Source organism: Pseudomonas sp. DC3200b2 (assembly GCF_049895785.1).
GTDB lineage: Bacteria > Pseudomonadota > Gammaproteobacteria > Pseudomonadales > Pseudomonadaceae > Aquipseudomonas > Aquipseudomonas massiliensis.
Map to the genome: position 1 here is coordinate 166,133 of NZ_JAFCTA010000007.1, position 15,165 is coordinate 181,297.

Here is a 15,165-nt window from a genome sequence, read left to right on the forward strand (position 1 = left end):
GCCTAGCCTCCCGTCGCTTCGGCGACCGACAGGATACGTGCGAAACGCTTTTCCAACACCAGCTCGGTGCGTTCGCGGATCTGCGCCGGGCTGTAGGTGCGGCCGTTGCGGGCATGGGTCATGGGAAAAGTGAGGGTCGCTTCGCTGACGAAGTCTACGCAAAAGCCGCTGTCTGAAGCATGCCGGGTGGTGGTTTCACAACACTGCTCAGTGCGGATGCCGCTCACGGTCAGCTGGCGAATGCCACGCTCGAGCAGCCAGGCGGCCAATGGCGTGCCGGCCAAAGCGCTGTGGTATTGCTTGTGGATGGTCACATCCGGCGTGAAGTCCAGGCCTTGGAGCGTGCGCACATGGCCAGAGGCCAATGCGAACGGCCCGTGGCCCACATGTAGTACTTGCACCGTGGCGATGCCTTCCCTGACCGCGTGGTCGATCAATCGCTGTTGATGAGCCAGGTAGGCGGGTAGGTCGGCGTCCGACCAGTAAGGGGTGTGTCGGAAGGATTCCTGTACATCGATCACGATCAACGCGCGCTTGTTCATGGTTAACGCTCGGTGGTGGGGTGCAGTCCATCCTAGAGAGCTGGGTAGATCCGCAACAGGCAGGGTTCGGCCCGGTCGCGGACACTTTCGGACAACCGCGGGCCTCTATCGCTCGCGGCCATGTTCCAGGGCGTAGCGACGGCAGTGCTCGAGGTAGCCGCGTTCATGGCTGCCAACCAATTGCACCACGCTCGACCACAACCATGAAGGCGCGTTGAGCGTGCGCGAGCGGTTGGCTTGCAGGTCCTTGATCCAGGCCAGGCGCGTGGCCATGTCCATCTGCCTCGCATGAGCGATGCCCACCACCCGGGCAAGGTAGGCCGCTACCCCCATGGCCTGGCGTTGATCAAGCTCGTCCAGTTCCAGCTTCATGTCCTGGGGCAGCAGTTCGCGGATGAAAAATCCACGCTCGAGCATGCGGATGGCCACCATCCGGTTGCCCAAGCCTGGCGACAAAGCCAGGGCCCCGGCCAGCACCCGTCGGGCGTTGTCACGGGGTATGGGCGCCCGGTTCACCCGCGGCGCCGCGGCGCCGACGGCTTCCTTGATATCGATCAGGCAGAATTCCTGATCGTCGCCCGTACCGATGCCCAGTAGCACTGCGTATCGGGACAGCCCCAACGAGCTGCAACCTTTCACCCAGTAAGCGGCATCCAGCAACTCCACCTCATCGTTGCGGGAGCGTCCTTTCAAAGAGGTCACCAGGCCATGGATTTCAGGACTCGCGCACAGGTTCTGCACGGCCTTCCGCTCTTCCTTGGAAAGCGGCCAGAAATGCTTGCCCAGTGGCAGGGTAGGGCGCAGGTCCTCGATCCGTTCCTTGGCCAGATGTTTCCAGGTGCGGGCAACGGCGCTGCGCATTCCTGCCTTGATCTGGGCCGGCCGCTCGGGCTCTTCCTCGGCATCCTGCTCGAAGGCTTCTTCATAGCCACGCACCATTTCTTCGATCATGTAGGCCGTCACCACGCCGGGCAGGTCCGACCCACGGGCAGCGGTAGCCAGCGACAGGCCCAGGCGCACCAGGTCATGGGCCGGGTTGCCAATGACCGTCTGGTCCAGGTCTCGGATGTGGATGTCTATGCGGCCCTTCAGGTCGCCAGTAGGGCCCAGGTTACCGGCATGGCAATCGCCGCAGATCCAGACCGGCGGCCCGTTGGGCAAGCGGCGGCCTGGCTGACTATGCAACCATTCATAGAATTGCACCGTGCTGCCACGCACATAGGCATGAGCGGAGCGGGCCATCTTGAGGTTGCGCAGTTGAATGAGTGGTTCGGAGCGTTGATCGGGATGGACAGCTTTCATGACGGGACCTGTGGTGAGATACCCCCATGGACAGCGAACCGCACAGATGTTTCAGATTGTTTCAGTTTCCGAACGGGCCTTCTTGCACGGCGCTGGTGAGCTTCGCCCATCAGCGGGACGTGGGCCCTGATTTCATGGCAGCGACCATGAGATCCACGTTGTAGCGCAACATGCGTTCATAGGTGGGCGCTGGGCCATCCGTTGGGCTCAGGGCTTCCACATAGAGCTCGCCGCCAGGGTGCGCGCCGCTGGCCTTGGCGATCTGTTGCACCAGTCGAGGATCAGCAGCGTTCTCGATGAAGTAGGCCCGCACCTGGACCTGGCGGATCTGTTGAATCAACCGGGCCACATCCGCGGCAGACGCCTCGCTCTCGGTGGACAAGCCCAGGGGTGCAAGGAAGGTCACGCCGTAGGCATCGCCGAAATAGCCGAAGGCATCGTGGGAGGTAAGCACCTTGCGCTGCGCCTGAGGCACGCTGGCGATCTGTTCGCGGGCGTAAGCATCCAGCGCTTGCAGGCGCGCCCGGTAGGCCTGGCCGTTGCGGGCATAGGCAGGCGCATGGGCGGGATCCTGCTGGCTCAACGCGGCGACGATATTATCGACATAAAACAAGGCATTGGCCGCGCTTGTCCAGGCGTGCGGGTCGACAACACGCTGACCGTCTTCTTCCATGGACCGGATCGGAACACCGCTGGCCAGCGCGACGGGCTGGCCTGGATAGCCGGAGGCCTGGATGAGGCGGTCCATCCAGCCTTCCAGGTGCAGGCCATTGACGAACACGATGTCGGCCTTGCTCAAGGCTTGGGCGTCGGCGGGCGAGGGCTCGTAGACGTGGGGATCACCATTGGGGCCGATCAAGGACGTGACCTGCACGTAATCGCCGCCGACGTTGCGCACCATGTCGGCAAGGAGGGTGAACGAAGCCACCGCCCTCAAGGGCTCGGCCTGAGCCATCAGGCTACACAGTATGAAGGCTGCGGCCGTCAGGCCGCGGGAAAACATGTTCAGGTTCATCAGGGATGCTCAAGGGGCGAGGAAGGAGAGGAAGCCAGGCGTCGCAGCAGCCCGCCGCGGCCAAACAGCAGTGAGAGGCCATAGAAGGTGCTGGCCGCCAACACGATGGCGGGGCCGGAGGCCACGCCCAGGTGGTAAGAAAGGACCAACCCGAGCAGGCCCGAAAGGCTGGCGATCAAGGCGGCAACAGCCATCAGGGCCCCCAGCGAGCGCGCCCAGAAGCGGGCGGCAGTGGCCGGCAGCATCATCATGCCCACCGCCATGAGGGTTCCCAAGGCCTGAAAGCCCGCGATCAGGTTCAACACCACCAGCGTCAGGAACAGGACGTGGTATAGCGAGCCCCGCCCGCCGACGGCACGCAGGAAGCCTGGGTCGAAGCACTCCATGACCAGCGGCCGGTAGATCAACGCCAGGGTCAGCAGGCTCAACGAGGCGATGCCCGCGACCAGGGTAAGCGCCGTGGTATCGATGGCCAGGATAGTGCCGAACAGTACGTGCAGCAGGTCCACGCTGGAACCCTGCGAGGATACGATCATCACCCCTGCGGCCAAGGACGTCAGGTAGAAGCTGGCGAAACTGGCATCTTCATTCAAGCTGGTGACGCGGCTGACAAGGCCCGCGAACAAAGCCACGGTAAGGCCCGCCACCAAGCCACCGAACCCCATGGCAGGCAGTGAAAGACCACCGAGCAGGAAACCTACCGCGGCCCCGGGCAGCACGGCATGACTCATGGCGTCGCCCACCAGGCTCATGCGCCTGAGCATCAGCAGTACCCCGACAGGGCCCGAGCCCACCCCCAGGGCCAGGCAGGCGACCAGCGCGCGGCGCATGAAGCCGAAGTTGGCGAAGGGCTCCAGGGCCAGGCTATAGAGCGACATCAGGCAGCCCTTAGCGGGTCGGCGAACGTCTGCCGCTCGGTGGCGGCCGCCGCCAAGGCACGAGCATGACGCAGGTTTTCGTCGGTGAGCACCTGGACCGTCGGGCCCCAGGCCACCGCCCGGCCTGCCAGCAGCAGAGTGGTCGGGAAGTGCGCGCGGACCTGCTCCAGGTCATGCAGTACGGCGATCACCGTGCGGCCCTCCCTGTGCCAACCCTGGATCAGCCGAAGCAGGTCCTCCGTGGTTCGGGCATCGACCCCGGTGAAGGGTTCATCGAGCAGCAACACCGGGGCGTCCTGCAGCAAGAGCCGAGCGAAAAGCACACGTTGCAGTTGGCCCGCCGACAGCATGCTGATGCTATAGCGCTCGAAACCTGGCAGCCCTACCGCCGCCAGGCAAGCCTGGGCCCGGGCAGCCTGCGCGCGGCTCATGCCGCCAAAGGCGCCCAGACTGGCCCAAGCCCCCATGGCAACGGCGTCCGCGACGGTCAATGGAAAGCTGCGCTCCAGGTTAGCGATCTGCGGCAGGTAGCCCAGCGCTCGACTATCGAGCCCACCCAGGTCCAGGCTGCCCTGGCTAGGCTTGAGCACCCCAGCCATGGCTTTCAAAAGCGTTGATTTGCCGGCGCCGTTCGGACCAACGATCGCTGTGAGGCTGCCAGCGCTGAAGCGACCACTGAGGTCGTTCAGCGCGGCGCGTCCGTCGTAGGCCAGAAGTAGCTTGTCAAGCCGAAGGTCTGCGCTCATGGAAGGGCGACCGCCCACAGCACAGCCAACCACAGGGGCGTCAATACGACCAGCGCCAGGCCCATACGCCACGCCGCCGAGCGGCAGAGCAGGGAGCCCGCTAATGGCGTGGTGGAGATTGAATGACGGCGGGCCATCAGCTCGCCTTGCCAGCGAAACCGGCGAAACGCTTGTTGAAACCGGCTACTCGACCCTCGGTCTTGGCCCGACGCTCTTTGCCGGTATAGACGGGATGGGAAGCGCTGGACACATCGAGGGCAACGTAGGGGTAGGTATTGCCGTCTTCGTGAGTGTAGGTCTTGTCCGTGCTGACTGTGGAGCGGATAAGCCAGAAAGCGTCTGCGGCTACATCGTGGAACAGCACAGTGCGGTAATCGGGGTGAATGCCAAGTTTCATTGTGGGCCTCCAAGGTTATAACGTAACAATTTACGAGAGGGCAGATGATTGCGCAAGCGTTGATTGGGCTGATGACGACAATCTGCTTGCCGCCTCGGTGGGCCCGAGGGCGACGGCGGCGCGTTACCGCGCCGCCGAGACTTCATCGAGGCTGGAAGAAGTCCGCGCCTAGCCAATCAGGCAAGGCCGGCGTTCCTTCGTAGGGAAGGATCTGACGAGAGGGCGGAGCCGTTGCCTTGCGACGACCGTCAGCAGGACCGCGCCCCGGCCCAGGTGGGCCACCAACCATTTGGCCGGCGCCCGGAGCGCCAGAGACAAAGCCCCCTGGGGGCGGCGCGCCCTGTTCTGGCCCCGCCCCGCCAGGCGGCGGCCCGGCCATGGGCGCGCCGAAACTGGAGACAGAATCTCGGGCATCGGTAGCGGTGAGCACGCCTGGTGCCTGGGCCTGTTCGACCCAGGCCAGCATCGGGGTCAGGAGGTCGATACTGCTGGGTCCTTCGCCACCGCCGCAGTGGTTGACGCCAGGCAACAGGTAGAGGCGTTCGAAGCCACGGGTGCGCGCTTCTCCCAAGGTTGAGCGCAAGGCCTGATGGTAGGCGAGGGTGTTGAGTGGGGAAATGTGCGGGTCAGCCCAGCCGTGCCAGAGAATGAGCTTGCCACCGGCGGCGGCGAAGGCGTCCAGGTTGGGATTGGTGGCGTCGTACAGGCTGTGCAAGGGGCGTAACAGATCGAAGCCGGCCTTGTCGAAGCGCACTTGTGAAAGGCTGAAATCCGAGGGTGGGTTTTGGGTGTAACTCACCCCCCGTAGCGCATCGAGGGCAATCTTCTCGCTGAAGATCGGCTGATGGGCCTGGGCAGGGACGAATACGCCGGCCCAGCCCAGTTCCGAGCCAGGCTGGACACTGCCGACCAACAGCGGCTTGCCGCTTTCAGGGTCTCGAGGGCCGGTGTAGAAGCGCCGCACCGCCTCGACCTCGGCAGGGGTCAGGCAGCGCTTCGGTGTCTCGCCAGCGCGGCACGCCAGGCTGGCCGGATCGAAATGGCAAGCCAGAGGGTCTGAGATCAGCCCATCCTTCTCGCCATCCAAGGCATCGCATTGTTCCAGCACCGCGTGGTGGATCAAAGGCAAGCGGTTGCTTAGCAAGATCGCCTTGCCATCGGATCCGGTGTTCGCCCTCGCCAGCCAGGCGTGGTATACGCCATTCTGCACTTGGAAGTTCAAGGCGGCGGCACCGGCGATGATGCCGTTGAAGTCCTCCGGATACCGCTGCGCCTCGACCAGGGCCTCGCGACCGCCGTCCGAGCAGCCGGTGAAATAGGCGTAGCGTTGGGCTCGACCGTAGAACACTTCGATCAACCTTTTGGCCGCGACCGCGGTCAGGTGCACGGCCCGGTGAGCGAAGTCGATGCGCTTCTGTGGGTCGGCACCGAAATCGCCACCGTCGCCCTCATGGCCCATGTCTGTCGCCGCGATGGCGAACCGGCCCTGGGTCAAGGGAGTGCAGCCATCGGCCGCGCCCACTTCCAGGCCGATACGGCCGCAAAGCCCGCCACAGCCTACCTGCAGGTAGCGTTGGGTCCAGGTTTCCGTAGGGAGCGCTACCTGAAAGCCGATGTCCGGGGCCAGCCGGCCGACAATCCTGCAAGCTGGCGCACCTTCGACGGTTTCCAGCCTGGCGCTCAGCACTTGACTGCCAGTACCGCCAATCGAGGTCAGGTCCACCACGGCAAGGCTGGCACAACTGCGTACAGGTCGTGCCACCTGGGCTTCGGGTACGCTCGCCGAAGCCATTGCCGTGGTGCCGATGGCCCAGCAGGCCAACAGACAGAGCCAGCGCCGTGGGCTGGGGAAGTGTTTACGCATTGATCTCATTCCATTGTTGAACATGGCCGGAACACAAGCCTCCAGCCTGGGAAGCCTAGGTATAGCGGACCAATGCTGGCCTGGTACGTCATGACGGTATCGAGTTCGTCATGGAGGCGAGACGACCTGGGCAGGGGCCTGAAATGCCGGCCAGGCGGATATCGGTGCCGTTGAATGTGCAGAAATGATGGAGAATCCGCCGCTGGGGTTGCGAGCGCTGCCCGCGCCCGGCTAAATGACGGGCTGCATGCCCGTTCAGAGGACCTTCCCTTGCCCCTGTCGCCCACCGCCCAAGCCCCGGCCAGCACCCAGGCAGCCGCGCTGTCCCGGCCGAGTTCAGCCCTGATCGCCTCTCTGCTGCTGGCCATGTTTCTCGCTGCGTTGGACCAGAGCGTGCTGGCCACCGCATTGCCCGCTATCGCCACCGACTTGCACGGTATCGAAAGCCTGAGTTGGGTAGTGACCGCGTTCATGCTTACGTCGACCATCAGCGCGCCTCTTTACGGCAAGCTCTCGGACCTCTACGGGCCGCGTCCGTTGTTCCTGTTCGCCATTGCGCTCTTCGTCGCTGCGTCCGTGCTCTGCGGCGCCTGCACCTCCATGGGGCAGTTGATCGCCGCGCGCGGGCTGCAAGGCCTGGGCGCCGGCGGGTTGATGACGCTCTCACAGATCGTGATCGGCCGCTCGGTCAAGCCCAGCGAGCGAGGGCGCTACCAGGGTGTGTTTTCCGCGACCTTCGCGGTCAGCAGCGCGGCGGGCCCCCTGTTGGGCGGCTTCATCACATCGAATTTCAGCTGGCGGTGGATCTTTTTCATCAACCTTCCCCTAGGGCTGCTGGCCATGCTCGGGGTAGCACGCAACGTGCCTCGCTTCTCCTCCCAAGCCAAGGTAGCAGTGGACTACGCCGGCGCCGTTACCCTGGGCATCGCTACCTCGGCACTGCTTTTGCTCACCCATGCCCCTGCCCTGGGGTTCGGGGGCGGCCTGCTGCCTGCCTTGGGGCTGGCCGCGGTGATGATCATGGGCTATGCCTTGCTGTATCGCATCGAGCGCAGCGCCCAGGCTCCCATCATCGATCCGGCGCTATTTCGTAACCGGCGGTTCACGGTGGCTATCTGCGCCATGGCAGCCATGGCGTTCGCAATGATGGGCTCGCTGGTGTTCATGCCCTTGTACTACCAGGCCGTTCTGCATCAGACGCCCACCGAGTCCGGTTTCATGACGCTGCCTCAGGTGGCCATGATGGTCCTGAGTTCCTTCGTGGGCGGAGCCATCGCCACCCGGCGGCAGAACTTCGCCCAGCTTCTGCTGGTAGGCGTAGCCCTTGAATGCCTGGCGCTGTGCCTGCTGTTCGCCTTCACCCACGCGGGCCTTGGCGCGTCATGGTTCTTCCTGACCATGGGCATATTGGGACTGGGCATGGGCGTGGGCATGCCCAACGCGACCGTGCTGGTACAGAATGCCGTGTCGCCTGCAGTAATGGGGGCCGCCACAGCGGCGCTGTCTTTCTGCCGCTCCCTCGGCGGAGCTGTCGGCGTTGCCGCCGCGGGCGGGATCATGGGCTATGTGCTCACCCAGGGGGCCGGCGCGCTGCCAGTTTCTTTGGGAAGCATCCAGATCGGGGACCCTCAGTCCCTGAGCCAGGTGCCCGCCGCTCAACTTGCGCAGGTGACCGAACTGTACCGCCAGGCCATCAACGCCAGCCTGCTGGCTGGCGCCTTGGTCATGGGCCTCGCGGTGCTGCTGGTGGCCTGGCTGGTAAGATCGGCCAAGCGTACCCCTAAAGCCTAACCTGCTACCAGGAAGCGCCTATGTCGACAATGGATGGTCTGCCACGCAACAAGCTGGTTCCAGCGGTGATCGCGGTCAGCCTGGCGGTAGGGATGGCGACCCTGGATACCGCCATCGTCAATACGGCCTTGCCTACGGTCGCCCAGGGCATCGGGGCCACGTCCGCCTCGGTGATCTGGGTGGTCAATGCCTATCAGCTGGCGATGGTCGCGACCTTGCTGCCCTTTGCCTCTTTGGGCGGCGTACTGGGCCCGCGTCGGGTATACCTGGGCGGCCTGCTGGTGTTTGTGCTGGCCTCGCTGTTCTGCGGGCTGGCCTGGTCCCTGCCCACCCTGGCGCTGGCTCGGGTGGTGCAAGGGTTGGGCGCCGCGGCCTTGATGAGCGTCAACGCGGTACTGCTGCGGCACATCTACCCTAGCGCGCGGCTCGGCCGCGGCATGGGTATCAATTCATTGGTGGTGGGGCTCGCCTTCACCTTGGGGCCGACGCTGGCCTCGGCCATTCTTTCGGTCGCCAGTTGGCACTGGTTGTTCCTGATCAATGTTCCCCTTGGCCTGCTGGCCATGTGGATGGCGGCGCGCAACCTGCCGCCGGTAGACCGCCTGCCTCACCCGTACGATACCCCGGCCGCCGTGCTTTGCGCCGGCCTGTTCGGTTTCGCTGTGCTGGCGCTCAGCTCAGGTGTGCAGGGCAACCACGGTGGGCTGGTCGCACTGGAGCTGGCTATTGCGCTCGGCTGCGGGCTGGCCCTCGGCCGCCGTCAGGCCGGGCACCCGGCGCCCATGCTGGCACACGACCTGTATCGCCTGCCTGTGTTCGCACTATCGTCCCTTACCGCCGTCTGCGCGTTCTGCACCCAGGGCCTGGCCTTCGTGGCCTTGCCTTTTCTGTTGCAGGAGCAGTTGGGGCATAGCCAGGTGGCGACGGGATACTTGATCACACCCTGGCCAGCGGTGGTGGCACTCATGGCGTTGATCGCCGGACGTCTTTCCGACCGTTTCGCGCCTGGGCTATTGGGAGGGCTGGGCCTGTTGGCGCTGAGCCTGGGCATGGGCGCGCTGGCGCTGCTGCAACCCGGGGCGGGCGCCTGGGATATCGGCTGGCGAATGGCTCTATGCGGGGCAGGGTTCGGTTTCTTCCAGTCTCCGAACCTCAAGGCTCTGATGACCAGCGCCCCAGTTTCCCGCAGCAGTGGTGCCAGCGGAGTCGTGGCCACGTCCCGGCTGGTGGGGCAGACCCTGGGCGCCGCCCTGGTTGCTCTGTGTTTCCACTTCTTTACCGGAGCAGGCGCCCAGTTGTCTCTATGGCTGGGGTGTGGCTTCGCTTTGCTGGGCGCGGTTGCCAGTGGCGCCCGGCTCTATGCCGGCCAGCCCAGGATTCGGTAGCCAGCGAAGCTGGTGAAGGGGCGGGCAGTTTTCACTACCTTCGCTTGCGCCAGCTTCACGGGTTCTTACACCGCCGCCGGGCGGCGGGCGTACCAGCCATAGCAGGCGATGACCGCGTAGCACACCGCTGGCACGGCCAGGGACAGCGCCAGGGTGCTGTAGTCCGCGGCCAGGCCGGTCAGAGGCGGTACGATGGCGCCGCCGACGATGGCGCAGCAGATCAGGCCGGAGCCCTCGGCGGCGCGCTTGCCCAGCCCCTCGGATGCCAGGGCGAAGATGGTTGGGAACATGACCGAGTTGAACAAGCCGATCGCCAGGATCGACCAACCCGCCACGGCACCCTCACTGGTCGCCGCGCTGGCGATCAGCGCCATCACCGCCACGGCCGCGCAGGCCAGTACCTTGCCAGGAGCGAAGGCACGCAGCAGGCCGGCGCCGATGAAGCGGCCGACCATGGCGCCACCCCAGTAATAGGCCACGTGCTTGCCCGCCAATTCAGCGTCGAAACCGAAGGTGCTGTCCTGCATCAGGAAGTTGGTGAGCAGACTGCCAATGGCCACTTCCGCGCCCACGTAGCAGAAGATGCAGGCCGCGCCAAAGGCGAAACGGGGCTGCTTGAGCAGGCTCAGCGCCGACAGCGGATTAGCGCCTTCAGTAGTGCCGGAGGCCGGCAGCTGCTTGCGTTGCTGCCATACCAGCATGGCTACGGCCAGCAGCGCCAGGGCGATACCTACATAGGTGTTGCTGATGACCTTGGCTTCTTCAGCCAGGAAGGCGGCCAAGGCTGAACCGGACAGGGTTGCCGGATCGACCTGGCTGAGGGAGCCAAGGATCAGCATGGCGCCCAGGTAGGGGGCCACTGTCGTCCCCAGGGAATTGAAGGCCTGGGCGAAGGTCACCCGGCTATGGGCGGTAGGCTTGGGGCCGAGCAGGCTGATCAGTGGGTTGGCTACCACCTGCACCACGGTGACGCCGATCGCCAGCACGAACAGGGCCACCAGGAAGGCGCCGAACAAACCGACCAGCGCGGCCGGGATGAACAGCACGCAGCCGGCGGCCATGGTCAGCAGGCCCAGGGCGGCGGCACGCATGTAGCCGATTCGGGCGATCAGCAGGCCAGCCGGGATGGAGGCGATCGCATAAGCCAGGAAGAAGGAAGATTGCACCAGCATGGCCTCGGCATAGCTGAGGCTGAACAGGCTCTTGAGTTTGGGGATCAGGATGTCGTTTAGGCTGGTGATCCCGCCGAAGATGAAGAAAAGCGCAAAGACGAACAAGCTCAACCGTTGGACATTGGCAATGGCTGGTAGGGTCTGTTCCGGTGGTACTGCAACGGTGTTATCCGTCATGGCCGCGGTCCTGTTTCTTGTGAGGCTATGGGTCAGTTTTCGATTCGACGCGGTTTCGGTCGGCTTCCAGCGTAGGCATGCCGAAGGGCCGAAGCATCTTGGGATGAACTGAAACCAGCGAAGCGGGAAAGTTCAGCGTCCAAATCGAGGTAGGCCAGGCGCGGACAAGCTTTGTGACGCAGGTTGCATTGGAACGCGAGCGCGTCGGGAGGCAGGTGGTCAGGGCTGCCGCCAGGCGCGCAGGACGCCGGCCGGGGCCGGGTCGAATCTGCGGCGGCGTTATAACAGGCAGGCCGGGGGCGGTCAAATTGAAGCGAAGCGGTAAGGGATTGATTTATAGGTTTTTTAGGTCTGAAGGAGCGGGCAGCACGCTGCCCGCTCAGGTCACCAGCTGCACTCAGCTGTTGCGGCCGCCGCCATGGCTGTTCTGGCCACCCTTGCGCCCGGCTTCGGACGCTTTTTCACGATCATTGGCAAAGTTGCCGCTTGAGGATTGTCCGCCCTTCCTGCCCGCTTCGGAGGCTTTCTCACGATCGTTTGCAAAGTTGCCTGGATTTTTATTTCCGGTATTAGCCATGATGAACTCCAGTCTTTAAGTTTGGATAGCCCCACAAGCGGGACATAAGTTCTGACTGAGCCCTTCGGCAAAGTGCTCAAAAGTTTTCGCCAGCCCTGATAAACGGTAGAGTGCACCAAAACTTTCTGAAGCTGGGATTGCCGTGCGGCGTTTTAGCGCGGAACCTTTTGGCGCCTTAAATAAATCATGGCGATATGAGGATTACCTGAAGATATATATATATGAAAGTTGCGTACATATGAGGCGTAGCAAGCGAGGACCAAAAAGCGAGCGTCCTGAAGGACGCTCGTTGGGCCAGGCTGGGTCAGGCCGCCTGCAGGGCCTGGATGATTGCCTGGTTGAATGCCGGTAAATCCTTGGGCGTGCGGGAGCTGAGCAGGGTCCAGCCATCGGCGCCGCATTTGAACAGCTCGGTATCTTCCCAACCTGCTGCCTTGGCATTGAGCAGGTCTGTGCGCACGCTGCTGTAGGAAGTCAGGGTCTTGCCTTCTACCACACCAGCATCGATCAACACCCATGGGCCATGGCAGATGGCCGCGATGGTCTTGCCGCTGTTGGCAAATGCCTGGACCAGACGCTGCGCGTCCGCGTCCTGGCGTAGCGTATCAGCGTTCACCGTGCCGCCTGGAATCACTAGAGCGTGGAACGCCGCGGCGTCCAGGCCCGCCAGCTTGGCGTCTGACTCTACCGTGCGGTCCTTCTCGGTATCCTGCAGGAAGGTCTGGGTAGTGCCGCCTTCGATGGAGGCGTGGATCACCTCTGCGCCGGCTTCCTTCAGCGCTTGCAGGGGCGCGAGCAGCTCGTCGCGCTCGATACCTGTGTTGGATGTGATGATCAGCACTTTCTTGCCTTGCAGTGTCGCGGCCATGATGATTTCTCCTGAAGTTGAACGCTCAACGGGGCGCCTATCAATAGGAGGAAAAACGCAGCGGCGAAGTTCACTGAAGTTTACCGTTAGGTTAAACCGCCAGGCGCCGAGTTTTCAGGGCCGAGTCAAGTTTCATGCAGGCCTGGCTTTCTGGATGCATAACCCCGGCCAATACAGGGCTGGGTTGTTCAAGGCGTGCGAAAGACGTCAAGGCGATCAGGGCCAATAGGAAAACAAGTGCGACAAGAGATACGGGTTCGGTTTTGCTCATGATAATGTCACATTATGTTGGCATCGGGGATGACGACCGAAACTTTACACCCCATGGCCGTAAAGGATCTGTAAAGGCGGGTAAAGGTTCAGACTACGAACGAGCCGCGGTGAAGCGAGGCACGCCGGGGCGACGTCGCCTGGCCAGCCACAACTATAGGCTAGATCCTTCATTTGTGTAGGCGCCGTGACACTGTCGGAACGAGCTCGGAGCGTCAGGACATCTGCCAGCTGGCGCTGGCTTTGTGGAGAACATTGCGTGGAATTGCTGTTTCTTGGAACCTCGTCCGGCGTACCTACCAGAAGCCGCAACGTCAGTGGCCTGGCGGTGCTGGTGGGGCAGGGCAAGCGCTGGTATCTGGTCGATTGCGGCGAAGGCACCCAGCACCGCTTGCTGCGCACGCCCTTGTCGTTGCACGGTTTGGCGGGGATCTTCATTACCCATGTGCACGGCGACCACTGCTACGGCCTCCCTGGGTTGCTGGCCACCGCCGGCATGCAGGGACGTACCCAGCCCCTGGACCTGATCTGCCCGGAGGGTATCGAAGCCTGGCTCACCCAGACCCTGCGCCTGACCCAGACCTGGCTACCCTACGCGCTGCGTTTTCATGCCACCGAGTCGCTGCTCCAGGGCGGCGCCTGGCAGGATGCGACCGTTAGCGTCAGCGCCAGCCTGCTGGCCCACCGAGTGCCTTCGTACGCCTACCGCTTCGACAGCGCGCCCGCGCAGGCGCGGCTCGACACGGCCAGGCTGCAAGCCGACGGAATCGAGCGCGGCCCGGTATGGGGCGCCTTGCTTCGGCAACCCACAGTGGATTACCAGGGCCGCACGCTGCGAAGCGCGGACTATCTGCTGCACGGCTTGCCAGGTCACAGCCTGGTAGTGGCCGGGGATAACAGCGAGCCGCAACGCCTGACCGAAGCGTGCCGGGGCGCCCGGCTATTGGTGCATGAGGCAACCTACACGGCCGCCGTGGCGGCGGCCAAGACCGAGCATGGCCACAGCAGCGCTGCAGCCGTGGCCGAATTTGCCGAGGCAGTGGCCGTGCCCAACCTTGTCCTGACTCACTTCAGCCCGCGTTACCACGCCAGCGGTCCGGCGGGTTTGACGCTCGAGGATCTTCGCCAGGAGGCGGCGGCCCGTTATTCAGGCACGCTCATCCTGGCGGCTGACTATGACCGCTATCGCATCGACAGCCGCGGCATGGTCGTGGCGGTACCCCGGTCGATCACGGGCTAAGCGTGTCAAAGTCGTCAAGCCGAGCGTCACTGCCGTAACAATGATTGCACTTGTTTTAGTCCTGTATCGGGGAAGTTCCTGAACAGTGGATTTGTAACGAAAGCGCCAGGCCTGCCTATAAAGTGGCCATAATTATCGATCAACTTCCATGGTTTCATGCCGACGCTATTGAATGGGTTATCTATGAGGCGGCCATGTTTCTGGTGCACAAGAAGGGTTTCGTTCCGGGCGGGAAGATGATGGGTGGCCTGGTGCCGTACGACTTTTTCTGTGAAGACGACCCGGCCATCAGTCTGTTCGTATTCACCGTCGCGCAGGGCAGCAAGCCCGAACAAACCCTCTGGGCCTTTTCGCGCCTGGAGCGATTCGAGGCAATGACCCGTAGCTTCCAGGGCTGCCGAGGCGAGCCAGGCTGGTTCCAGCGGGTCAGCGTATTGACCGGGCCCTCTCACAACGGCACCAGCGCGCTGCGCTTCCAGGATGTGGCGCGGGTGGTCAAGCATGAGCACAGGGGGCACCAGCCTGGATATGAAATACAAACACTGGAAGGTGACCGTTATTTCACCCATGAGGTTGAAACCACCGAACAGTGGCAGTCCTGTGTAGTTTATCAATATCGATAACGGACTTTGTATTGTACTGCGTACGCGGCCCGACAATGCGGACAAGTTAGTTCGCCTGGCCGTGCAGTAAGCTCCTTGCCGCTCGATTACAGCGTACACCGCCCAGCGGTGACGATACTTGCTCCTTGCAGGCCATACCGTCCTCGTGGGCTGCGACAGGAGTGTCAACTGGACAGAACTCTACATGCGCTGCGTCTCGCTGTTACCACTGGTGGCGGCCGTGCTCTTTGCCGGCACCGCCCACGCCGAGTCCTTCACCATCTCCGATATCCGAGTCAACGGCCTGCAGCGGGTGTCCGCCGGCAGCGTCTTCGGCGC

14 protein-coding genes and 1 pseudogene are annotated in these 15,165 nt (G+C 63.4%); 5 read left to right on the forward strand and 10 right to left on the reverse strand.

What is annotated here, in order from left to right; all coding sequences use genetic code 11:
- Nucleotides 1-2: 2 nt before the first annotated feature.
- The 7 genes from ACP691_RS19335 to ACP691_RS19365 all read right to left on the reverse strand — a co-directional run bounded on the left by ACP691_RS19335 (nt 3) and on the right by ACP691_RS19365 (nt 6,744).
- Entirely contained in the window at nt 3-542 is a 540-nt protein-coding gene (locus ACP691_RS19335; protein WP_426153041.1) for a cysteine hydrolase family protein, read from the reverse strand.
- Between the two features lie 105 nt (nt 543-647).
- A complete protein-coding gene (locus tag ACP691_RS19340) occupies nt 648-1,844 on the reverse strand; it encodes a DUF2252 domain-containing protein (protein ID WP_426153039.1) in 1,197 nt (398 codons plus the stop codon).
- Nucleotides 1,845-1,953: 109 nt separating this feature from the next.
- Nucleotides 1,954-2,847, reverse strand: coding sequence for a metal ABC transporter substrate-binding protein (locus tag ACP691_RS19345; protein ID WP_426153312.1), 894 nt, complete (start codon nt 2,845-2,847; stop codon nt 1,954-1,956).
- An 11-nt stretch (nt 2,848-2,858) separates the two neighbouring features.
- Nucleotides 2,859-3,737: a metal ABC transporter permease gene (locus ACP691_RS19350; RefSeq protein WP_426153037.1), complete on the reverse strand. Its 879-nt coding sequence runs from the start codon at nt 3,735-3,737 to the stop codon at nt 2,859-2,861.
- On the reverse strand, nt 3,737-4,483 hold the full coding sequence (locus ACP691_RS19355; protein ID WP_426153035.1) for a metal ABC transporter ATP-binding protein: 747 nt from the start codon (nt 4,481-4,483) through the stop codon (nt 3,737-3,739). Before ACP691_RS19355 ends, ACP691_RS19350 begins: the two co-directional genes overlap by 1 nt.
- A gap of 136 nt (nt 4,484-4,619) precedes the next feature.
- A complete protein-coding gene (locus ACP691_RS19360; RefSeq protein ID WP_426153033.1) occupies nt 4,620-4,880 on the reverse strand; it encodes a type B 50S ribosomal protein L31 in 261 nt (86 codons plus the stop codon).
- Between the two features lie 142 nt (nt 4,881-5,022).
- Nucleotides 5,023-6,744 (reverse strand): tannase/feruloyl esterase family alpha/beta hydrolase, encoded by a 1,722-nt coding sequence (locus ACP691_RS19365; RefSeq protein ID WP_426153031.1) that lies wholly within the window; start codon nt 6,742-6,744, stop codon nt 5,023-5,025.
- 270 nt (nt 6,745-7,014) lie between these two features.
- On the opposite strand from ACP691_RS19365, the gene ACP691_RS19370 reads away from it, so the two are divergent.
- Nucleotides 7,015-8,535, forward strand: a complete 1,521-nt coding sequence (locus ACP691_RS19370) for an MFS transporter (RefSeq protein ID WP_426153029.1) — start codon at nt 7,015-7,017, stop codon at nt 8,533-8,535.
- Between the two features lie 20 nt (nt 8,536-8,555).
- Nucleotides 8,556-9,920: an MFS transporter gene (locus ACP691_RS19375; protein ID WP_426153027.1), complete on the forward strand. Its 1,365-nt coding sequence runs from the start codon at nt 8,556-8,558 to the stop codon at nt 9,918-9,920.
- 65 nt (nt 9,921-9,985) lie between these two features.
- On the opposite strand, the gene ACP691_RS19380 is transcribed toward ACP691_RS19375, so the two are convergent.
- From ACP691_RS19380 to ACP691_RS19390, 3 genes and pseudogenes are all read right to left on the reverse strand, one after another.
- Nucleotides 9,986-11,269, reverse strand: coding sequence for a sugar MFS transporter (locus tag ACP691_RS19380; RefSeq protein WP_426153025.1), 1,284 nt, complete (start codon nt 11,267-11,269; stop codon nt 9,986-9,988).
- 397 nt (nt 11,270-11,666) lie between these two features.
- Nucleotides 11,667-11,834 (reverse strand): annotated as a pseudogene (locus ACP691_RS19385) (general stress protein); the annotation flags it as partial.
- Nucleotides 11,835-12,150: 316 nt separating this feature from the next.
- Nucleotides 12,151-12,714 (reverse strand): type 1 glutamine amidotransferase domain-containing protein, encoded by a 564-nt coding sequence (locus tag ACP691_RS19390; protein WP_426153023.1) that lies wholly within the window; start codon nt 12,712-12,714, stop codon nt 12,151-12,153.
- Between the two features lie 529 nt (nt 12,715-13,243).
- On the opposite strand from ACP691_RS19390, the gene ACP691_RS19395 reads away from it, so the two are divergent.
- The 3 genes from ACP691_RS19395 to ACP691_RS19405 form a co-directional block, all read left to right on the forward strand.
- Nucleotides 13,244-14,224, forward strand: coding sequence for an MBL fold metallo-hydrolase (locus ACP691_RS19395; RefSeq protein ID WP_426153021.1), 981 nt, complete (start codon nt 13,244-13,246; stop codon nt 14,222-14,224).
- A 194-nt stretch (nt 14,225-14,418) separates the two neighbouring features.
- Nucleotides 14,419-14,847 (forward strand): hypothetical protein, encoded by a 429-nt coding sequence (locus ACP691_RS19400; RefSeq protein ID WP_426153019.1) that lies wholly within the window; start codon nt 14,419-14,421, stop codon nt 14,845-14,847.
- A gap of 184 nt (nt 14,848-15,031) precedes the next feature.
- Nucleotides 15,032-15,165: hypothetical protein (locus ACP691_RS19405; RefSeq protein ID WP_426153310.1), on the forward strand; the 134-nt coding region annotated here is incomplete at its 3' end.